Origin of the sequence: Pseudomonas sp. LS_2, from assembly GCF_042709235.1 — a bacterium.
Classification (GTDB): Bacteria; Pseudomonadota; Gammaproteobacteria; order Pseudomonadales; family Pseudomonadaceae; genus Aquipseudomonas.
Genome location: NZ_JAVAYC010000007.1, coordinates 27,000 through 47,651 on the forward strand (window position 1 = coordinate 27,000; position 20,652 = coordinate 47,651).

Annotated in this window: 19 protein-coding genes and 1 other RNA gene; 8 read left to right on the forward strand and 12 right to left on the reverse strand. The window is 65.1% G+C overall.

Annotated elements, in window-relative coordinates; translation table 11 throughout:
- Nucleotides 1-162 precede the first annotated feature (162 nt).
- The 5 genes from zipA to RAC97_RS08515 all read left to right on the forward strand — a co-directional run bounded on the left by zipA (nucleotide 163) and on the right by RAC97_RS08515 (nucleotide 6,295).
- Entirely contained in the window at nucleotides 163-1,050 is an 888-nt protein-coding gene (gene zipA / locus RAC97_RS08495) for a cell division protein ZipA (RefSeq protein ID WP_375101651.1), read from the forward strand.
- A gap of 88 nt (nucleotides 1,051-1,138) precedes the next feature.
- Nucleotides 1,139-3,469, forward strand: a complete 2,331-nt coding sequence (gene ligA, locus RAC97_RS08500) for an NAD-dependent DNA ligase LigA (RefSeq protein ID WP_375101650.1) — start codon at nucleotides 1,139-1,141, stop codon at nucleotides 3,467-3,469.
- Nucleotides 3,470-3,731: 262 nt separating this feature from the next.
- An RNA gene (gene ffs / locus RAC97_RS08505) (signal recognition particle sRNA small type) lies at nucleotides 3,732-3,828 on the forward strand.
- Between the two features lie 130 nt (nucleotides 3,829-3,958).
- Nucleotides 3,959-4,360: a hypothetical protein gene (locus RAC97_RS08510; RefSeq protein ID WP_375101649.1), complete on the forward strand. Its 402-nt coding sequence runs from the start codon at nucleotides 3,959-3,961 to the stop codon at nucleotides 4,358-4,360.
- A gap of 9 nt (nucleotides 4,361-4,369) precedes the next feature.
- Entirely contained in the window at nucleotides 4,370-6,295 is a 1,926-nt protein-coding gene (locus tag RAC97_RS08515) for a hypothetical protein (RefSeq protein ID WP_375101648.1), read from the forward strand.
- Here the strand turns inward: RAC97_RS08515 and RAC97_RS08520 are convergent.
- Nucleotides 6,289-7,038 carry a substrate-binding periplasmic protein gene (locus RAC97_RS08520; protein WP_375101647.1) on the reverse strand — a complete coding sequence of 250 codons (750 nt, stop codon included), beginning with the start codon at nucleotides 7,036-7,038 and terminating at the stop codon, nucleotides 6,289-6,291. The two genes, RAC97_RS08515 and RAC97_RS08520, sit on opposite strands and share 7 nt — an antisense overlap.
- Nucleotides 7,039-7,166: 128 nt before the next feature.
- Here RAC97_RS08520 and dnaX point away from each other — a divergent pair, with 128 nt between their 5' ends.
- The 3 genes from dnaX (at nucleotide 7,167) to recR (ending at nucleotide 10,287) form a co-directional block, all read left to right on the forward strand.
- Complete coding sequence (dnaX, locus tag RAC97_RS08525) at nucleotides 7,167-9,194, forward strand: DNA polymerase III subunit gamma/tau (protein ID WP_375101646.1); 2,028 nt, start codon at nucleotides 7,167-7,169, stop codon at nucleotides 9,192-9,194.
- Between the two features lie 65 nt (nucleotides 9,195-9,259).
- Nucleotides 9,260-9,595: a YbaB/EbfC family nucleoid-associated protein gene (locus RAC97_RS08530; RefSeq protein WP_375101645.1), complete on the forward strand. Its 336-nt coding sequence runs from the start codon at nucleotides 9,260-9,262 to the stop codon at nucleotides 9,593-9,595.
- Between the two features lie 89 nt (nucleotides 9,596-9,684).
- The gene (gene recR, locus RAC97_RS08535; RefSeq protein WP_375101644.1) at nucleotides 9,685-10,287 is read left to right on the forward strand and encodes a recombination mediator RecR; all 603 of its coding nucleotides are present in this window, start codon (nucleotides 9,685-9,687) and stop codon (nucleotides 10,285-10,287) included.
- Between the two features lie 101 nt (nucleotides 10,288-10,388).
- Here the strand turns inward: recR and RAC97_RS08540 are convergent, their stop codons facing one another.
- From RAC97_RS08540 to RAC97_RS08590, 11 genes are all read right to left on the reverse strand, one after another.
- Complete coding sequence (locus tag RAC97_RS08540; RefSeq protein ID WP_375101643.1) at nucleotides 10,389-10,739, reverse strand: MFS transporter; 351 nt, start codon at nucleotides 10,737-10,739, stop codon at nucleotides 10,389-10,391.
- Between the two features lie 21 nt (nucleotides 10,740-10,760).
- Complete coding sequence (locus tag RAC97_RS08545; protein WP_050706580.1) at nucleotides 10,761-11,309, reverse strand: adenine phosphoribosyltransferase; 549 nt, start codon at nucleotides 11,307-11,309, stop codon at nucleotides 10,761-10,763.
- A 55-nt stretch (nucleotides 11,310-11,364) separates the two neighbouring features.
- Nucleotides 11,365-12,099, reverse strand: a complete 735-nt coding sequence (fnrA, locus tag RAC97_RS08550) for a Crp/Fnr family transcriptional regulator FnrA (RefSeq protein WP_110991794.1) — start codon at nucleotides 12,097-12,099, stop codon at nucleotides 11,365-11,367.
- 151 nt (nucleotides 12,100-12,250) lie between these two features.
- Nucleotides 12,251-13,633 carry an oxygen-independent coproporphyrinogen III oxidase gene (gene hemN / locus RAC97_RS08555; RefSeq protein WP_375101642.1) on the reverse strand — a complete coding sequence of 461 codons (1,383 nt, stop codon included), beginning with the start codon at nucleotides 13,631-13,633 and terminating at the stop codon, nucleotides 12,251-12,253.
- Between the two features lie 89 nt (nucleotides 13,634-13,722).
- Nucleotides 13,723-14,406, reverse strand: coding sequence for a sulfite exporter TauE/SafE family protein (locus RAC97_RS08560; protein WP_375101641.1), 684 nt, complete (start codon nucleotides 14,404-14,406; stop codon nucleotides 13,723-13,725).
- Nucleotides 14,399-14,614, reverse strand: coding sequence for a cbb3-type cytochrome oxidase assembly protein CcoS (ccoS, locus tag RAC97_RS08565; protein ID WP_375101640.1), 216 nt, complete (start codon nucleotides 14,612-14,614; stop codon nucleotides 14,399-14,401). The genes RAC97_RS08560 and ccoS overlap by 8 nt, the downstream gene beginning before the upstream one ends.
- Before the next feature lie 13 nt (nucleotides 14,615-14,627).
- A complete protein-coding gene (locus RAC97_RS08570; RefSeq protein WP_375101639.1) occupies nucleotides 14,628-17,072 on the reverse strand; it encodes a heavy metal translocating P-type ATPase in 2,445 nt (814 codons plus the stop codon).
- A 146-nt stretch (nucleotides 17,073-17,218) separates the two neighbouring features.
- Nucleotides 17,219-17,749: a FixH family protein gene (locus RAC97_RS08575; RefSeq protein ID WP_375101638.1), complete on the reverse strand. Its 531-nt coding sequence runs from the start codon at nucleotides 17,747-17,749 to the stop codon at nucleotides 17,219-17,221.
- A 15-nt stretch (nucleotides 17,750-17,764) separates the two neighbouring features.
- Nucleotides 17,765-19,180, reverse strand: a complete 1,416-nt coding sequence (gene ccoG, locus RAC97_RS08580; RefSeq protein ID WP_375101637.1) for a cytochrome c oxidase accessory protein CcoG — start codon at nucleotides 19,178-19,180, stop codon at nucleotides 17,765-17,767.
- A 297-nt stretch (nucleotides 19,181-19,477) separates the two neighbouring features.
- The gene (gene ccoP, locus RAC97_RS08585; RefSeq protein WP_375101636.1) at nucleotides 19,478-20,464 is read right to left on the reverse strand and encodes a cytochrome-c oxidase, cbb3-type subunit III; all 987 of its coding nucleotides are present in this window, start codon (nucleotides 20,462-20,464) and stop codon (nucleotides 19,478-19,480) included.
- The gene (locus RAC97_RS08590; protein WP_375101635.1) at nucleotides 20,461-20,652 is read right to left on the reverse strand and encodes a cbb3-type cytochrome oxidase subunit 3; all 192 of its coding nucleotides are present in this window, start codon (nucleotides 20,650-20,652) and stop codon (nucleotides 20,461-20,463) included. Before RAC97_RS08590 ends, ccoP begins: the two co-directional genes overlap by 4 nt.

Genomic DNA, 20,652 nt, shown 5'->3' on the forward strand with positions numbered 1-20,652 from the left:
AAGTGCGACAGACGGTGTAAAGTTGCCCAAGGTCGTGCTAGCTTAATGTCATTGTTTTTTTGCGTGGGTAAAACGCCTGTCAGAACATAGAGTTGGCGCCACGTGTTAAAGGGCTTTGAACCCTTTGTTTTCAAGCATATTTTTATAGAGGCACGGGATTACATGGAAATCGGTCTGCGCGAGTGGCTGATCGTCATCGGCGTCATAGTTATCGCCGGTATTCTCTTCGATGGCTGGCGCCGCATGCGCGGCGGCAAGGGCAAGTTGAAATTCCGTCTGGACCGCAGCTACTCGAACCTGCCGGACGATGAAGGCAGCGCCGAGGTGCTTGGCCCTGCGCGGGTGCTGGAAACCCAGCATAAAGAGCCCGAGCTGGACGAAACCGACCTGCCGTCGCTGAGCGCCTCGCCGCGTGAGCGTGAGCCCCGCGCCGAGCGCGAAGCAAAACCGGCCAAGGCCTCCAAGCGCGGCAAGCGCAACAGCGAGCCGCAGCAGGGCGACCTGAACCTGGCCGCCGACCCGCGCGAGCCGGACCTGTTCGCCGACGCCGATGCATACGACGACAACCGCAGCAGCGGTTTCGCCGCCACCAGCAATGCCGCCAAGGAGCTGCCGCCGGTGGAGGAAGTGCTGGTGATCAGCGTCATCTCCCGTGACGAAAGCGGCTTCAAGGGCCCGGCCCTGTTGCAGAACATTCTCGAAAGCGGCCTGCGTTTCGGCGAAATGGACATCTTCCACCGCCACGAAAGCATGGCCGGCCACGGCGAGGTGCTGTTCTCGATGGCCAACGCTGTCAAGCCAGGGGTGTTCGACCTGGACGACATCGACCACTTCAGCACCCGCGCGGTAAGCTTCTTCCTCGGCCTGCCTGGCCCGCGTCATCCCAAGCAGGCCTTCGATGTGATGGTCGCCGCCGCCCGCAAGCTGGCCCATGAGCTCAATGGCGAGCTCAAGGACGACCAGCGCAGCGTGCTGACCGCCCAGACCATCGAGCACTACCGCCAGCGTATCGTCGAGTTCGAGCGTCGTGCGCTGACTCAGAAACGTTGATCGTCCGGGTGGACGCGTTGTCCGCCGTGATTCAAGCAAAAGAGCAGCCCCGCCAGGCTGCTCTTTTGCTTTGCAAGAGAAGATTCCCATGAACATCGAAAACCGCATCCACGAACTGCGTGCAGAGCTCGAACGGCATAACTACAACTATTACGTACTTGATATGCCGGTGGTGCCCGACGCCGAATACGACCGCCTGTTCAACGAACTCAAGGCATTGGAGGCCGAAAACCCGCACCTGGTTACGCCGGACTCGCCTACCCAGCGTGTCGGCGGCGCGGCTTTGTCCGCGTTCAGCCAGGTGCGTCATGAAGTGCCGATGCTCAGCCTGGGCAATGCCTTCGAAGAGACCGACCTGAAGGAGTTCGACCGTCGCGTGGTCGAAGGCCTCGACCAGGCCGCCGCCGTGGACTACAGCTGCGAGCCCAAGCTCGATGGCCTGGCGGTGAGCCTGCTGTATCGCGATGGACAGTTGGTGCAGGGCGCCACCCGTGGCGATGGCACCACTGGCGAAGACATCAGCAGCAACGTGCGTACCGTGCGCAACATCCCGCTCAAGCTCCAGGGCGAAGGCTGGCCGAGCGTGCTGGAGGTGCGTGGCGAGGTGTACATGAGCAAGGCCGGCTTCGAGCGGCTCAACGCCGCCCAGGCCGAGAGCGGCGGCAAGACGTTCGCCAACCCGCGCAACGCCGCTGCCGGCAGCCTGCGTCAGTTGGATTCGAAGATCACCGCCAGCCGCCCGTTGGAGTTCTGCTGCTATGGCCTGGGCCAGGTGTCCGAGGCGATTGCCAACAGCCATATCGGCATTCTCGAACGGCTCAAGGAGTGGGGCTTGCCGATCAGCCGGGAGCTCAAGCACGCCGCCGGCGTCGAGCAATGCCTGGCCTACTACCGCGACATCGGCGCACGGCGCAACGCTCTGCCCTACGAAATCGACGGGGTGGTGTTCAAGGTCAACAGCCTGGCCGCGCAGCGCGAGCTGGGCTTCCGTGCCCGCGAGCCACGCTGGGCCATCGCCCACAAGTTCCCGGCCATGGAGGAACTCACCGAGGTGCTCGACGTAGAGTTCCAGGTAGGGCGTACCGGCGCGGTTACGCCCGTGGCACGTTTGAAACCCGTCAAGGTGGCCGGGGTGACCGTATCCAACGCTACCCTGCACAACATGGACGAGATCGCCCGGTTGGGTCTGATGATCGGCGATACCGTCATCATCCGTCGTGCGGGCGACGTGATCCCGCAGGTCATGCAGGTGGTGACCGAGCGTCGCCCCGAGGGCGCCCAGCCGGTGGCAGTGCCTAGCGCCTGTCCGGTGTGTGGCTCGCAGGTCGAGCGCACCCAACTGGTCAAGCGCAGCAAGGGCAAGGAGACCACCAGCGAAGGCGCGGTGTACCGCTGCGTCGGTCGCCTGAGCTGCGCCGCCCAGCTCAAGCAGGCGATCATCCACTACGTGTCGCGTCGTGCCATGGATATCGATGGGCTGGGTGAGAAGAGTGTCGAGCAACTGGTTGATGAGGGCCTGATCGGTTCGCCGGCAGACCTGTACAAACTGCAGTTCGACCAGATCGTCGGGCTGGAAGGTTTTGCCGAAGTGTCCAGCAAGAAGCTGCTGGAGGCCATCGAGGCGAGCAAGCGCCCGAGCCTGGCGCGCTTCATCTTCGCCTTGGGCATTCCCGATGTCGGTGAAGAGACCGCCAAGGTGCTGGCCCGCTCCCTGGGCAGCCTTGCGCGGGTCCAGGTGGCGTTGCCCCAGGTGCTCACCTACCTGCCGGACATCGGCCTGGAAGTGGCCCACGAGATCCATAACTTCTTCGAAGATGCGCACAACCGCGAAGTCATCCAGCAGCTGCTCGCCAGCGGCATGCAGTTGCAGGACGAAGGCGAGCTGGCCGCCGAGTTCGCCGCCAGCACCACCCTGGCCGAGCTGATCGCCAAGCTCGACATCGCCTCGGTCGGCCCCACTGGCGCGCAGAAGCTGGTGGACAAGCTGGACAGTCTGGACAAGATCTTCGCCGCCGACGGCATCGACCTGCGCCAGGCGCTGAGCGCTAAGCCGGCCGAAGCGGTGCGCGAGTTCTTCCGCGACCCGGCCAACCAGCAGCTGGCGCGTGCTATCGAAGCCCAGTTGCTGGACTTCGGCATGCACTGGAGCTGCGAGAAGAAAACTGCGGAAGGCTTGCCGCTGGCGGGCCAGACCTGGGTGCTCACCGGCACCCTGGAGCGCATGAGCCGCGATATCGCCAAGGACAAGCTGGAGACCCTGGGCGCCAAGGTGGCCGGTTCCGTGTCGGGCAAGACCCACTGCGTGGTGGCAGGGCCTGGCGCGGGTTCGAAGCTGGCCAAGGCCAGTGAGCTGGGGGTGAAGGTGATGGATGAAGAGGCGTTCGTTTCCTTCCTGGCGGGGCAGGGCATCAGCGTCTAAGCATTGGGTGCTGCACTTGTAGCGGCCCCTTCGCGGGCAAGCCCGCTCGTACAGCCGCCGCGCCGCTCTCAGCTATTGCGCTACCCCTGCAGGAGCGGGCTTGCCCGCGAAGAGGCCGGTACAGCCGCAACAAGACCCATCGCACTGAAGCTAGACAAGTCCTTGAGAAATGATGGTTTTTTCTCACCCAAAGGTTGTAACTTCGCCCCGTCGCTGTACAATGGCGCGGCTCGTCACCTGACGAGCTGCGTTATGGTGGCCCCATCGGTCCCCCCGCATTGATTACCCGTCAACCTGGTCAGGCCCGGAAGGGAGCAGCCATAGCGGGAACATCGAGTGCCGGGGTGTGGCTGGTGGGGCCGCCTCCATTTCTGGCGTCCGCCAAACCTTTTTCTCCCCTCCGTCTGGTCATTGACCTGCGCATTTATCAGCGCAGCGGCTTATCATGCAGCCTATCCGCCCACCCCTTCAGGCCAGGAGACCGCCACCGTGGAACCGGTTGACGAGCAAACCCGACAACGTATCCGCGAATGGCAGCTGCGCCGCTTGGAAATCAAGGACCAGATGGCCTCCCAGCCCGAACGCGTGCTGGAGCTGTCGCGGGTGCTCGACGAGATGGAAGAGGAGCACGAACGCATTCTCGAAGAAGCCACCTCGGCCCCCGTCGAAGCAGAAGCTCCGGCCGACGGCCTGGATTTCCGCCTGAGTCTCTCGGCCCGCAACGCCCAGGACCTGCGCAAGCTGCTGGAAATGGCCCTGCACGAACTCGATGGCGCATTGGCCACCGACGCCCAGGCGCAAGGGCAGGGCAAGCGCGTCTACCCAGGCGGTATGTCCGGCAGCCTGGGCGCCTACGCCTTTGAGCTCGAATCCAACGACCCGCAGCCTTGATGCGCCATCATGCAGCCTGAACACTACGACTTCACCAGCCCCGTCTACCTCCCGGTTACCGCCGAAACCTGCCAGGCACTGCTCGACGACGCGACCCTGCTCGATACCCTGGACAACGCGCAACTGGCTGCCGTGCTGGTAATCCAGAACCTCGCCCATGCCCGCGAACAGGTGCTCGACCCCGGCGCGGCCGAAAAGGTGCTGGCCAAGTTGCTGGCCTGGGCGGCGACCGGCAGCCTAAGCGACGAGGCGCAGCGCCTGTTCGACGCCCGCAAGCTGTACTTCGGCCTCGAGGTCATCAAGGGCTCGCGCCTGCAACTGCTCAGCGCCGAGGCGCTGGCCAAGGGCGATTACCTGCTGGCCGATGGCACCTGGGACATGCAATACCGGGTGCGCCGCCACCACGCCGACAACCCCTTCACCCAGCAGACACAAACCCGCTTCGACAAGGAGCGCTGGCTGACCCGCGAGCAGGACAAGCTGCTGCGCGTGCTGCGCGCCAACCCTGACGAAGACCTGCACGTGCAGGGCTACGCGGGCATCGGCAAGAGCTACCTGCTGGGCGCGTTGATGGACAGCCTGCCCAAGGGCCGCGTACTGCCCCTGGCGCGTACGCCAGCCAAGCTCGAAACCCTGCGCAAGCGCATGGGCGGTGGCGCGGGAAAGGTGGGCAAGACCTTCGGCGCTTTGGCCCAGGAACTGCTCGCCGGGCCAGGTCGTCAGCCACATAAGCCCTCACCGCGTTTGCCTGGCAAGCGTGCGGTGGCCGAGGAATTGGGCATCCTGGGGTTCCGCCAATATGGCGCCGAGAAGACCCTGGATATCTGTCTGGAACTGTTGGCCAGCTATTGCGAGTCGCGCGACTACAGCCTGTCGGACCGCCACCTGCCGCATTTCGAACAACCTCTGGCGCGGCTCGACGCCCAGGTGCTGCTCGAATACGCCAGCCGCCTGTGGACCTGGCTGCAGGCCAACCCCGGCTGGCACCGGCACACCGGTTTCCCGGCGCTACTGCTGCTCAAGCGTGCTGCCCTGGCTGGTTGCAGCGTGCCGGCGCATATCAGCCACGTCATCGTCGACGAAAGCCAGGACATGCCGGGGCCGCTGCTGCAGATCATCGAGCGTGGCCGCCAGGTGCTGGTGACCCTCGGCGACGAGTACCAGCGCGCCAAAGGACCGGTACTGCGCCGCCAGCGCAGCGTGCGCCAACGCGACATCGCCTTGTCGGTGCGCTGCGGACCGCAGGTGGAGCGCCTGATCAACCCGCTGATCGGCGTGCACTCGCAGCACTCCAAGCTGGCCTTCGAAGGCGTTGGCAGCGTAGATGTCGGCATCGAGTTCTATCCCCAGGATTTCCTCCCTCCGCCCGGCTGCGTGGTGCTCGCCGCGTCGCCCTGGGATGCGATGAAGTGGGCCTTGCAACTGGCTGGCAGCGGCTGTGGCTTCGGCTTTGCCGACAACGCCGACATGCAGTGCTTCATGGCCACTGTGGTGCAGTTGTACCGCGCCGATTTCTATGGAGTGGGCGAGGCCGGGCAGGAGGCGCACCCGTACTTCGCCCATACCGTCGACTGGCGGCAGGTCCGGGAGGCCAACCGCTTCGACGAAGCGTTCCTGTGGGTTGAGGCGAAGTTGCAGGATGGCTTCAAGGTCGCTGACCTCAACAGCATCACCGCGCGCCTATCCAGCCAGTCCGGCAGCTTGTTGCTGATGCGCGCCGAAGAAGCGGGCGGGATGGAGTTCGACCAGGTGCTGCTTACCCCCGAGCTGATGAGCCTGGGCAAGTTCAAGGACGCCTACGAATTCGACAGCCGGGTGTGTGCGGTGTACATCGCCCTGTCACGGGCGCGACAGCGGTTGTACCTGCCGTATGACGTGGAGGAGTGGGTGGCGTTTCACAAGGGCCAGAAATTCCGCGAGTCTCACGGCTACTGATTGGACGTGCCGCTGGGCTCGGCGTAGCGCTCGATGATGCGATCCACTTCGCCAGACTGCTTCATCCTCAATAGCGCGCGCAGCACCCCCTGGGCCGGAATCGCCGGGTCGTTGCGCACCATGCAGCCCAGGTCCTGCTCTTCCAGCACCTGCAACGGGCGTAGGCGCTTGGCCTGCGGCAGTTGGCGGTTGAACCATTGCAGAGACAGCTGGTTGCTGACTGCCAGCCTATAGCGACCGGCCTGCAGCTTCTGCAACGCCAGTTCCTGGCTGCGGCTGTCTTCGCGGCGCAATTGCCCGCTGGACAGCAGTGGCGCCAGGGTGGGGTAGGTGTAGCCCAACACCGTGCCGACCGCTTGTGGCGTGGCCTCGCGTACGCCGAAGGCGCTTTCTCCAGGGCGCCCCACCAGCAGGTCGCGCTGGCGGATTAGCGGCACGCTCCAGATAAAGTCTCCTGGCCGATTGTTGAGCCAGCTGGTGGACACGTAGCAGCGCACATCGATGGTGCCATCTACCATCGCCTGCTCCAGGCGCAGGCGGGCCATGACGTGGTACTGCGGTGTGACGCCGGCCTCGCGGGCCAGGGCTTCGAGCAGGTCGAAGACGATGCCCTCGACCGGCACTCCGGCTTCGGTACGCATCAACGGCATGCTCCAGCTCTCGGCCACGGAAAAGCGCAGCACAGGCTGCTGCGCCAGGCTGTGGCTGGTCCATAACAACAGGATTGCGAGCAGTCGGCGCACCACGGCCCTCCTAGAAAGCTTCCAACGCACCCGACGTTCAGCTTAGCCAAGCGGTGCAGGGTGCAATTTCCCCCCCGCTCCGCTAGCATTAGCGATCTTCCGCTCGATCAGGCTGCGATGGTTTTTTGATGAGTTATCAGGTTCTTGCACGAAAATGGCGCCCGCGCTCGTTCCGCGAGATGGTCGGCCAGACCCATGTGCTCAAGGCTTTGATCAACGCCCTGGACAACCAGCGCTTGCATCATGCGTACCTGTTTACCGGCACCCGCGGGGTCGGCAAGACTACCATCGCGCGAATCATAGCCAAATGCCTTAACTGTGAAACAGGTATCACCTCCACGCCTTGCGGCACCTGCTCGGTGTGCCGGGAGATCGACGAGGGGCGTTTCGTCGACCTGATCGAGATCGACGCCGCCAGCCGCACCAAGGTCGAGGACACCCGCGAACTGCTCGACAACGTGCAGTACGCTCCCAGCCGCGGGCGCTTCAAGGTCTACCTGATCGACGAAGTGCACATGCTCTCCACCCACTCGTTCAACGCCTTGCTCAAGACGCTGGAAGAGCCGCCGCCCTACGTCAAGTTCATCCTCGCCACCACCGACCCGCAGAAACTGCCGGCCACCATCCTGTCGCGCTGCTTGCAGTTCTCGCTGAAGAACATGAGCCCGGAGCGGGTGGTCGAGCACCTGAGCCACGTGCTCGGCGCCGAGAACGTGCCGTTCGAGGAAGACGCCCTGTGGCTGCTGGGCCGCGCCGCCGATGGCTCGATGCGCGATGCCATGAGCCTGACCGACCAGGCCATTGCCTTCGGCGAGGGCAAGGTGCTGGCCGCCGATGTACGTGCAATGCTCGGCACGCTCGATCACGGCCAGGTGTATGGCGTGCTGCAGGCGCTGCTCGAGGGTGACGCGCGGGCGCTGCTGGCGGCCGTGCGCGACCTGGCCGAGCAGGGGCCGGACTGGAACGGCGTGCTGTCCGAGATGCTCAACGTGCTGCACCGCGTGGCCATCGCCCAGGCCTTGCCGGAAGCGGTGGACAACGGCCAGGGTGACCGCGAGCGAGTGCTGGCCCTGGCCTCGGCGCTGCCCGCCGAGGATGTGCAGTTCTACTACCAGATGGGCCTGATTGGCCGACGCGACCTGCCACTGGCGCCAGACCCGCGTGGCGGTTTCGAGATGGTCCTGTTGCGCATGCTGGCGTTCCGCCCGGCCGACAGCGACGATGCACCGAAACCGGTACTAAAGCCGGTGGGGATCAGCCAGGCCACAGCTGATCCTGCCAGGCCGGTGGCAGCGGCGACGCCTGTGGCGCCAACCGTTGCGGCCACGCCTGTCGAGCCTGTAGCCGAGGTGGTGGCCGAAGTGCCTGCGCCGCAACCTGAACCTGAGCCCGACCCTGTCGTCGTTGCCCCCGAGCCTGAGCCGCTGCCGGTGGTGGAAGAGGTCACCGACCTGCCTTGGGAAGAGCCCGCCGCGCCAGTCGTCGCAGTGCCTGTGGTGGAAGCCGCTGCGCCCGCGCCGACGCCAGAGGCCCGCGACGACATGCCGGACTACGACGAGCCACCGTTCGACCCGTCCGCCTATGGCTCCGTCGGCATGGAGCGCGACGACGATGCGCCAGACGAGGACTACTACGCCCCGGAAGCCGACCCTGCAGGGTTCAGCTACCTCGACGAGTTGGCCGAGCACGTGCACGAGGCCGAGCCTGCGCCTGCCCACGACCCCTTGCCTGCCGCCAAGCCCGCGACCGGGCTGGCATTGCAATGGCTGGAATTATTCCCACAGTTGCCTGTCTCCGGTATGACAGGCAACATCGCCGCAAACTGTACGCTGATTTCCGCCGACGGCGACGACTGGCTGCTGCACCTGGATCCAGGGCAAGGCGCGCTGTTCAACGCCACCCAGCAGCGCCGCCTGAACGATGCGCTTAACCAGCACCTGGGGCGGACCCTGCGGTTGACCATCGAACTGATTCGCCCCGAGCAGGAAACGCCGGCCCAGGGCGCTGCGCGCAAGCGTGCCGAGCGCCAGCGCGAGGCCGAGGTGTCGATCGAGCAGGACCCGTTGATCCAGCAGATGGTTCGCCAGTTCGGCGCAACCGTGCGACACGATAGTATTGAACCGGTAGAGACCGCCCTGGCCGCGCCGGGGCAGTGAACGGATAACCATGCGCCCGGCCCTGCGCCGGCCGCAGCACATGAGCCAAATCGAGGTATACACCCATGATGAAAGGTGGCATGGCCGGCCTGATGAAGCAGGCCCAGCAGATGCAGGAAAAAATGGCCAAGATGCAGGAAGAGCTGGCCAATGCGGAAGTCACCGGCCAGTCCGGTGGCGGCCTGGTCAGCGTGGTGATGACCGGTCGTCATGACGTCAAGCGCGTCAGCATCGACCAGAGCCTGATGTCGACCGACGCGGACGACAAGGAAGTGCTCGAGGACCTGATCGCCGCAGCGTTGAACGACGCGGTGCGCAAGGTCGAGCAGAGCAGCCAGGAGAAAATGGGCGGCATGACCGCTGGCATGCAGCTGCCACCGGGCTTCAAGATGCCGTTCTGATCGGCCACTCGCTGTACATTGGGGAGCAACGACCCTGCGGTCGTTGCTCCCTTGTTCGTTCTGTTTCCTGAAATGACAGGCCTGCATACATGAGTTTCAGCCCCCTGATCCGCCAACTGATCGACGCCCTGCGCACTTTGCCGGGCGTCGGCCAGAAAACCGCCCAGCGCATGGCCCTGCAACTGCTCGAGCGCGACCGCAGCGGCGGCCTGCGCCTGGCCCAGGCCCTGAGCCAGGCCATGGAAGGGGTTGGCCACTGCCGCCAGTGCCGCACCCTGACCGAGCAGGAGCTGTGCCCGCAATGCGCCGACCCGCGCCGCGACGACACTCAACTATGCGTGGTCGAAGGGCCGATGGATGTGTATGCGGTGGAGCAGACCGGCTACCGGGGCCGTTACTTCGTGCTCAAGGGGCACCTGTCGCCGCTGGATGGGCTGGGCCCGGAGGCGATCGGCATTCCGCAACTGATGGCGCGGATCGAGGAGCAGGGCAGCTTCACCGAGGTGATCCTGGCCACCAACCCGACGGTGGAAGGCGAGGCGACGGCGCACTACATCGCGCAGTTGCTGGCGGAGAAAGGCTTGACGGCATCACGCATTGCCCATGGCGTGCCGCTGGGGGGGGAGTTGGAACTGGTGGATGGCGGTACCTTGGCTCACGCTTTTGCCGGGCGTCGGCCGATTTCCCTATAGCCTTATTTAAACGTTACCGCTCGATTCCACGTGCGGTGGTAAACAGGACAAGAGCGGAAACAATCGCCAGCGCTACCCAGCCATAGGTGAAGGTGCCGAGGCTATCTTGCGATAGACCAATAATCGGAGGTACCAACACTGCCGAAACCTGGTTGGCTGTCATTGCTATTCCCAGTGCAAACCCTGGCGATCAGGGGGAGCGGTCTGCGCAATGTAAGCCACCCAAGGTCCATACCACCCATAAGCAAAGAACCGAGAGGTAGCGCGGCTTGTCGAATGCCCATCGCAAAGCCTAGCTGGCCGTTTTCGAACCATTTGGAGACCGACTTGCTTCCCCCCGGTTGGGCGGTACTGTAGCCAAAGCCTAGTAGGGTAAGTGCAATAAACAACTCGGTGTAGGAGTTGGCGAGTGCAGCGGCGCACAATGAGGCCCCGACGATACAAGCTCCCATACCTACAACAAAGCGTTCAACTCAATACTCGCTCAGGGAAAACTCGGTCAGGCAGAAGGTCGGCACGCCCGCTGCCTGCAGACGACGCGAGCCTTCCAGCTCCGGCAGGTCGATGATTGCCGCCGCTTCGAACACCTGGGCACCGGTGCGCCGCACCAGGTTGGCGGCTGCCAGCAGGGTGCCGCCGGTGGCGATCAGGTCGTCGAAGATCAGCACCGAGTCGCCGTCGCAGAGGCTGTCGGCGTGCACTTCCAGGAACGCCTCGCCATATTCGGTCTGGTAGCCTTCCGACAGCACGTCGGCCGGCAGCTTGCCCTGCTTGCGGAACAGGATCAGTGGCTTGTTCAACTGGTGGGCAATGATCGAGCCGATCAGGAAGCCGCGTGCGTCCATCGCGCCGATGTGGCTGAAATCGGCCTCGACATAACGCTCGATGAACTGGTCGGCCACGTAGCGCAAACCGCGCGGCGACTGGAACAACGGGGTGATGTCACGAAAGATCACGCCTGGCTTGGGGAAATCCACTACCGGGCGGATCAGGGCTTTGAGGTCGAAGGTGTCACTGTGCATGAGGCGGGTATCCTGGAAAACCAAGCCCCCAGTATACCCGCTCGTCGCGCGCTCTTCAGGCTTCCATCGCGCCGCCCGCCAGGGCGCACAGCTGGATAGGGTCGAGAATGTGCACTTCCTTGCCCTCGGCCTTGAGCAGGCCGTTCTGCTGGAAGCGGGTGAACACCCGTGACACGGTTTCGACCGCCAGGCCCAGGTAGTTGCCGATTTCATTGCGCGACATGCTCAGGCGGAACTGGTTGGCCGAGTAGCCACGGGCGCGGAAACGCGCAGAGAGGTTTACCAGGAAGGTGGCGATGCGTTCGTCGGCGGTCTTCTTCGACAGCAGCAGCATCATCTGCTGGTCGTCGCGGATCTCGCGGCTCATCACCCGCATCAGCTGGCGACGCAACTGAGGCAACTGTACCGACAGCTCGTCCAGGCGCTCGAAGGGAATTTCGCACACCGAGGTGGTTTCCTGGGCCTGGGCCGACACCGGGTAGGCCTCGGTGTCCATGCCCGACAACCCGACCAGCTCGCTGGGCAGGTGGAAACCGGTGATCTGTTCTTCGCCGGCATCGCTCAGGCTGAAGGTTTTCAGGGCCCCGGAGCGCACCGCGTAGACCGAGCCGAAATTGTCACCCTGGCGGAACAGGAACTCGCCCTTCTTCAGCGGGCGGCCGCGCTTGACGATCTCATCCAGTGCATCCATGTCTTCCAGGTTCAGGGACAAGGGCAGGCACAGGGGAGCCAGGCTGCAATCCTTGCAGTGGGCCTGGTTGTGGGGGCGCAGTTTGACTGGCTCGGACATTTTTTCAATCCTTGTGGGAAACACACATAAGACGTAAGGGTAACCCACGACATGGGGGGTAGGCCAGTTCGTGCATACCGAAACGGCCGTTACAACTGTCCATAGTGTGCCCGGCAAAAGGGCTGTCCCTGTGTTGCACTGGCTCCCCGGGTCAGATCACCCGGGAGAAACGCTGGCGCTCGTGCAGGTCGAGGTAGGCGTCGAACACCATGCACACCGAACGCACCAGCAGGCGTCCGGCCGGCAGTACCTCGATGCGCCGCTCGTCCAGGCGCAGCAGGCCGTCACGTTGCATGGCCTGCAGTTGCGGCCATTGCGCCTTGAAGTAGGCGCGAAAATCGAGGTTGAAGGCTTGCTCGACAGCCTCGATGTCCAGTTCGAAATGGCAGATCAGCTGCTGGATCACGGCCCGTCGCACATGGTCGTCGGCGGTGCACAGCAAGCCGCGCTGGGTGGCCAGTTGCGCGCTGGCCAGCAGCTCCTGGTAGCTGTTCAGGTCGCTGCTGTTCTGGCAGTAGAGATCGCCCACCTGGCTGATCGCCGAGACGCCCAGGCCAATCAGGTCGCAATGCCCGTGGGTGGTGTAGCCCTGGAAGTTGCGCTGCAGGGTACCTTCCTCCTGGGCGATGGCCAGTTCGTCGTCGGGCAGGGCGAAGTGGTCCATGCCGATGTAGCGGTAGCCGGCAGCTGTCAGTTGCTCGATGGTGTTGTGCAGCATTTCCAGCTTGGTGGCGGGGGCGGGTAGCTCGTTGGCATCGATGCGCCGCTGGGGCATGAAACGCTCGGGCAGGTGCGCGTAGTTGAACACCGACAGGCGGTCGGGTTGCAGGCGGATGACCTCTTCGACGGTGCGTGCGAAACCTTCCGGGGTCTGGCGTGGCAGGCCGTAGATCAGGTCCAGGTTGACCGAGCGAAACTGCAGGGTACGCGCGGCCTCCACCAGGGCGCGGGTCTGCTCCAGGCTTTGCAGGCGGTTGACCGCCCGTTGCACGGCAGGGTCGAGGTCCTGCACGCCAAGGCTGACGCGGTTGAAGCCCAGCTCGCGCAGCAGGCCCATGGTCGACCAGTCGGCCTCGCGCGGGTCCAGCTCGATGCCGTAGTCGCCGGAGTCGTCGTCGAGCAGGGTGAAGTGCTGGCGCAGGCAGGCCATCAGCGCGCGCAGTTCCACGTGGCTAAGAAAGGTCGGGGTGCCGCCACCGAAGTGCAGTTGCTCGACGCGCTGCTTGGCGTCGAGGTGGCAGGCGATCAGCTGGATCTCCTGCTCCAGGCGTTGCAGGTAGGGCTGGGCACGGCCGCGGTCCTTGGTGATGACTTTGTTGCAGGCGCAGTAATAGCAGATGTTGGCGCAGAACGGCACGTGCAGGTACAGCGACAGCGGCCGGGTGGCGCGGCGGCTTTCGCGCAGGGCGTGGAGCAGGTCGAACGAGCCCACGTCGCTGTGCAGTTGCACGGCGGTCGGGTAGGAGGTGTAGCGCGGGCCGGCCAGATCGTAGCGACGGATCAGGTCGGTGTCCCAACATAGGTCGTCGAGCATGGTGGTCCCCGGAAAAGGCGTCAGTGTCCGGAGTCTAGGGGCGTGCGGGCAGGGGTGTGTTGACCTGCATCAGGCTTGCGGCGTGTGGCTCAATGGCCCATCAGCCAGTGCTGGTGCGGGCCAGGTAGCGTCCACAAACCGAACAGCATCACCAGCAAGCCCCCTGCCACGCGCACGCTGCGCCGACGCAGCACGGCATTGACCCGCTCTGCCGCCAGCCCAGTGGCCAGCAGTACCGGCCAGGTGCCCACGCCGAAGGCCAGCATCAGCGCCGCACTGTGGGCGGCATTGCCCTGGCTCGCGGCCCAAAGCAGGGTGCTGTACACCAGCCCGCACGGCAGCCAGCCCCACAGCGCGCCGAGCAACAAGGCGCGAGGCAGGCTGGAGACCGGCAACAGCCTTGCAGCGACCGGCTGGACATGCCGCCACAGCCCGCGCCCCAAGGCCTCGATGCGGGTCAGGCCGCTCCACCAGCCGGCCAGGTACAAGCCCATGGCGACCAGCAGCAGCGCGGCAAGCACCCGCAGTACCTGCGCCGCCGGGCTGCTGGCCACGGCCCAGCCGGCCAGGCCCAGCAGCAGGCCGGCGCTGGCGTAGCTGAGGATACGCCCCAGGTTGTAGGCCAGCAGCAGGCGCAGGCGCCGGGCGCGGTGTTCGGGGGGGATGGCCAGGGTCAGCGCGCCCATCAGGCCGCCGCACATGCCCAGGCAGTGGCCGCCGCCGAGCAGGCCGAGTACCAGTGCCGAACCGAGCAGGGGAAGCAGGTCAGGCACGGCTGGGCGGGTCCTTGGGGTCTTCGGGGGTTGCTGGGTCGTCCTTTACGGCGGCCTGGTGGCGGGGGTCCTGGTCGTCGAACAGGATGCTGTGGGCAGGGCCGTCGAGGTCGTCGTACTGGCCGCTGTCCACGGCCCAGAAGAAGATGTACACCGCCACGCCGACCAGCAGCAGGGCGGCGGGGATCATCACGTAGAGGGCAGGCATGGCGGTGTCCTGTTCAGGCCGTGGCGGGTTGCAGGCGGCTGGTCGGGGGCGTGGCGCCTGGCAGCCGGGTCAGGCGCAGGGCGTTGAGCACCACGATCAGCGAACTGACCGACATGCCGACCGCCGCCCAGACCGGGGTGATCCAGCCGAGGGCGGCGAACGGCAGCATGAGGCCATTGTACAGCGTTGCCCACAGCAGGTTCTCGACGATGTTGCGCCGCGTACGGCGGGCCAGCTCGAATGCTTGCACCAAGGCTTGCAGGCGGTTGGACAGCAGCACGGCGTCGGCGCTGGTCTTGGCAAGGTCGGTGGCCGAGCCCATGGCGATGCTGATGTCGGCCGCAGCCAGCACCGGCACATCGTTGACCCCATCGCCCAGCATCAGCACCTTGCGACCCTCGGCCTGCAAGGCCTTGAGCCGGGCCAGCTTGTCGTCCGGGCGCAGCCCGCCGACGGCCTGGTCCATGCCCAGTTGCTTGGCCACTTCGCCGACCATCGGCGAGCTGTCGCCCGACAGTAGCAGGGTCTGCCAGCCACGGGCCTTGCACGTCGCCACGAGGTCGGCGGCATCCTCGCGCAGGCGGTCGTCCAGGCTGAACCAGGCCAGCGGGCCCTGGCGGTCGCCGAGCAGCAGCCACTGGCCGCGTGGCTCCGGCACGCTGGGCACTTCGGCGCCGCTGAGGGCGCAGACGAAGGTGGCCTGGCCGATGCGCAGGCGCTGCCCGTCGAGCTCGCCTTCCAGGCCCAGGCCCGGCACGGCTTGTACGTCATCGGCAGGCCGGGTGCTGCGGCCGAAGGCGCGGGCGATGGGGTGTTCCGAGCGGTTCTCCAGGGCAGCGGCCAGGGCCAGGCAGCGGTCGGCGCTGAGGGTGCCCAGCGGGCGAATGTTGCGTAGTGCCAAGCGGCCTTCGGTAAGGGTGCCGGTCTTGTCGAAGATCACTGTGTCGATCTGCTCCAGGCCCTCGAGCACGTGGCCACGGGTGATCAGCAGGCCGAGCTTGTGCAGGGTGCCGGTGGCGGCGGTGAGTGCGGTGGGGGTGGCCAGCGAGAGGGCGCACGGGCAGGTGGCGACCAGCATGGCCAGGACGATCCAGAACGCCCGCTCGGCGTCCAGGTGCCACCACCACAGGCCGATGCCCGCTGCCGCCAGCAAGGTGAACGACAGGAACCACTGCGAGGCGCGGTCGGCGATTTCCGCCAACCGCGGTTTTTCCGACTGCGCCCGCTCCAGCAGGCGCACGATGGCGCTCAGGCGCGAGTCCTGGCCCAGCGCCTCGACCTCCACCACCAGGCTGCTCTCTACATTCAGGGTGCCGCCGGTGACCCGCTCGCCGGCCCGTCGCGCCTGGGGCAGGTATTCGCCGGTGAGCAGCGATTCGTCGACGCTGGAGCGGCCTTCGACAATGCGTCCGTCGGCCGGGATCACCGCACCGGGCAATACTTGCACACGATCCCCGCATTGCAGTTCGCCCAGCAGGATGCGCTCGCTGGCGCCGTTCGCGTCCAGGCGCAGGCACGAGGCCGGCAGCAGGTTGACCAGCTGCGCGGTCGCCGTGGCAGTGCGTTCGCGGGCGCGACGCTCGAGGTAGCGCCCGGTAAGCAGGAACAGGGCGAACATGCCGACGGTGTCGAAGTACAGCTCGCCGCTGCCGGTGATGGCGGTCCAGATGCCGGCGCCATAGGCCAGGCTGATGGCCAGCGACACCGAGAGGTCCATGGTCAGGTGGCGGGTGCGCAGGTCGCGGGCTGCGCCCTTGAAGAACGGCGCGCAGCTGTAGAACACGATGGGGGTGGTGAGGAACAGTGCGACCCAGCGCAGGATGGTGTGCAGCTCGGCGGACAGGTCGATGTTGAATTCCGGCCAGGTGGCCATGGTCGCCATCATCGCCTGGAACCACAACAGGCCCGCCACGCCCAGGCGGCGCAGGGCGCTGCGGTTTTCCCGGGCCAATTGTTCGGCGGCCTGGTCGGGTTGATAAGGGTGGGCGGCATAGCCGACCTGGCGTAGTTCGGCCAGCAGTCGCGACAGCGGCAGTTGCTGGTCATCCCAGCTCAGCAGCAGGCGGTGGTTGGAAAGGTTCAGGCGCGCCTCGGCAACCCCCGGCAGGTTGCGCAGGTGCTTCTCGATCAGCCAGCCGCAGGCGGCGCAGGTGATGCCTTCGACCAGCAGGGTGGCTTCGGCCAGCTCGCCCTGGTGGCGCACGAAGCCTTGCTGCACGTCGTTGCGGTCGAACAGGGCCAGTTCGTCCTGCAACTGGCGCGGCAGGGCCTCGGGGTTAGCGCTGCTCTGGCTGCGGTGCTGGTAGTAGTGGGCCAGTCCGCCGGCGACGATCGACTCGGCCACCGCCTGGCAGCCGGGGCAGCAGAACTGCCGGGGCTCGCCCAGGACCACGGCGCTGAAGCGGCTACCAGCAGGGACGGGCAGGTCGCAGTGGTAGCAGGGGGTGGGGTGGGTCATCGAATCATTGCCTTGCACATGTCGGCGAATCTGCAGCAACCCTGTATGAACGGGCTTGCCCGCGAAGGCGATCAATCAGGCAATGCTGTTGTCCGGTGTGACGCCTTCGCGGGCAGGCCCGTTCCTACAGGGCGCGATGGTGTTTTCTATTCGTGGTGCTCGGCACCCTGCAAGGCCTCGTCACCCAGCTCCAGGGTCACGCCATGGGCAACCTTTTCTTCCTCGAACAGGCGCCATACATGGCCTTCCTGGCTGCCCAGCAGCTCGACGAAACGTCGGCCCTCGACTTTGTCGTCGAGCTGGCCGACGTAGCGGCCGCTGTCGGTGCGGGCCAGCTGCACCTTGCGGTCCCTTTCCGGTTGGGTCGGCGAGATCAGGTTCAGCTCCAGGGTAGCCGGCGCGCTGTCACCGCTAAGGTTCAGCTCGACTTCGCCGGTCAGTTCGTCGAGGTGAACGCTGGCTTTCAGGTTCAGGGTCTGGGCCAGCAGTTCGCGGTCCAGCGCGCGGTTGATACCTTTGCCGGCCTCATAGTAATTGTCGTTGACCAGGTTGACCGGGTTGCGCACGGCGATGCTCACCATGGTCAGGCTCAGGCACACCGAGGTGGTGAGGATGCCGATGATGAACCAGGGCCAGCGGTGCTTGTACCAAGGGTCGGTGGCGGTGGCAGTGGACATGTTCGAAAGTCTCTCTCAGCGGATCAGTGGGCCGATGAAGCGGCTCTTGGCTTCTACCTCGGTGGCGCTGTCGTCGGCGTCCTTGAGGGTGAAGGTGATTTCGTTGGTGGTCGAGGGCAACTGTTCGGGGGCTACCGAGAGTTGCACCGGCAGGCTGACGATGTCGCCGGCGGCCACGCGGACCTCGCGACGGCCTTCCAACTGCAGGCCCGGCAGGCCGGTGGCGTCGAGCACGTAGACGTGGTCGCGCTGGTCCTTGTTCATGACCTTCAGGCTGTAGACGTTCTCGATCCGCCCCTGGGCATTCTCGCGGTACAGTACGCGGTCCTTGCTGACGTCGAAGCCAACCAGCGAGCGGGTGGCGAAGGCGGTGGCGAGCAGGCCGATCATCACCAGCAGCACGACGGCGTAGCCGATCAGGCGTGGGCGCAGCAGGTGGGTTTTCTGCCCCGACAGGTTGTGCTCGGTGGTGTAGCTGATCAGGCCTTTGGGGTAGTCCATCTTGTCCATGATGTTGTCGCAGGCGTCGATGCACGCCGCGCAGCCAATGCACTCGACCTGCAGGCCGTCGCGGATGTCGATGCCGGTGGGGCAGACCTGCACGCACATCGTGCAGTCGATGCAGTCGCCCAGGCCCTGTGCCTTGTAGTCGGCGTCTTTCTTGCGCGGGCCGCGGGCCTCGCCGCGACGCGGGTCGTAGGAAACGATCAGGGTGTCCTTGTCGAACATAACGCTCTGGAAGCGTGCGTATGGGCACATGTAGATGCACACCTGTTCGCGCAGCCAGCCGGCGTTGCCGTAGGTGGCCAGGGTGAAGAAGCCGACCCAGAAATAGGCCCAGCCATCGGCATCGCCGGTGAAGAACTCGATGACCAGCTCGCGGATCGGCGAGAAGTAGCCGACGAAGGTCAGGCCGGTGACGAAGCCCACCAGCAGCCACATCAGGTGCTTGGTGCTCTTGCGCAGCAGCTTGTTGGCGCTCATCGGTGCCTTGTCGAGCTTCATGCGTTGGTTGCGGTCGCCTTCGGTGACTTTTTCGCACCACATGAATACCCAGGTCCACACGCTCTGCGGGCAGGTGTAGCCGCACCACACGCGGCCGGCGAATACGGTGATGAAGAACAGGCCGAAGGCCGCGACGATGAGGATGCCCGAGAGCAGAATGAAGTCCTGGGGCCAGATGGTGGCGCCGAAGATGTAGAACTTGCGCTCGGGCAGGTTCCACCACACCGCCTGGTGGCCGCCCCAGTTCAGCCACACGGTGCCGAAGTACAGCAGAAAAAGCACCGCGCCGCCGACCATGCGCAGCTGGCGGAACACGCCGGTGAAGGCGCGGGTGTAGATTTTCTCGCGCGAGGCGTACAGGTCGACCGAGTCCTTGCCCTTGTTGGCAGGCGGGGTGACGTCATGTACCGGAATCTGCTTGCTCATCATAGAGTCCCACGGCAGTGGAGGGGTGCCGAGACCAGTGCGTGCCGGTCACGGTCGTGCGCGTCTTCTGGCGCTCTGCGGCCCATGATACGCCGCTGATGGCAGGGTAGGGCTTCACTGCGACATTTAGTCGCGTTGGGTCATGGATTGAATCATGTTATGGCGAGTGTCAATTGATCCAGGTCATTGAAGCGGTGGTTCGTGTTGCCTGTCGTGGTCCTTTCGCGGGCAAGCCCGTTCCTGCAGGGTTCGCGCAACTCGTGCAGGAGCGGGGTTTCCCGCGAGGGGTGGTACAGGTTACTGCCCGGACTGAGCCGTTTCGGGCTGCTCCTGGTGCGACAGGCTGTACACATACGCGGCCAGCAGGTGCACCTTGTCGTTGCCCTGAATCTCGGCCTGGGCCGGCATCTGTCCTTGGCGACCATAGCGAATGGTCTGCTGCAACTGGGCGAAGCTCGAACCGTAGATGAACGCGCGTGGATGGGTCAGGTCAGGTGCGCCCATGGCCGGGGTGCCCTTGCCTTCGGGGCCGTGGCAGGCCACGCAGTTAGCAGCGAACAGTTTCTGCCCCGCGACGGGGTCGGCCTTGACCCCGTCGGGCAGTGTGCGGCCATCGAGGTTGGTCAGCACGAAGGCGGCGACATCGGCCACGCCTTGCTCGCCAATCACCTCGGCCCAGGCCGGCATCACCCCGTGGCGACCGTTCATGATGGTGGTCTTGATGGTTTGCGGCTCGCCGCCCCAGCGCCAGTCGCTGTCGGTCAGGTTGGGGAAACCGTAGGCACCCTTGGCGTCGGAGCCGTGGCACACCGAGCAGTTGGAGGCGAACAGGCGCGCGCCCATCTTCAGTGCTTGCGGGTCCTTGGCCACTTCCTCGATGGGCATGGCGGCGAACTTGGCGAAGATCGGCCCGAAGCGGGCGTCGGCCTTGGCCATTTCCTTTTCCCATTCGTGCACGCCGGTCCAGCCGGGCTGGCCGTTGCTGAACTCGGTCTGCTTCTCGTTATCCAGGTAGGTATAGCCCGGCAGCACGCCTTTCCAGTTGCCCAGGCCCGGGTACAGCACCAGGTAGCCGAGGGCGAACACGATGGTGCCGACGAACAGCCAGAACCACCACTGCGGCAGTGGATTGTCGTACTCCTCGATGCCGTCGAAGGAATGCCCTACGGTTTCGTCGGTGACCTCTTCGCGCTGGCCCTTGCGGGTCGACAGCAGCAACCAGGTCAATGCGAAGATGGTGCCCAGGGTCAGGACGGTGACGTACAGACTCCAGAAGGTTGTCATTCTTTTTTGCTCCCAGCAGCTTTTGCTTGCTCGACGTGCCTGATCGCCTCGGGGTCATCCGCGAACGGCAACCGAGTGGCTTCTTCGAAGTCTTTCTTGCGATGCGGGCTGAACACCCACAGGGCCAGACCGACGAAAGCCACCAGGACCACGACGGTACCCAGGCCTCGAATCATCCCGATATCCAT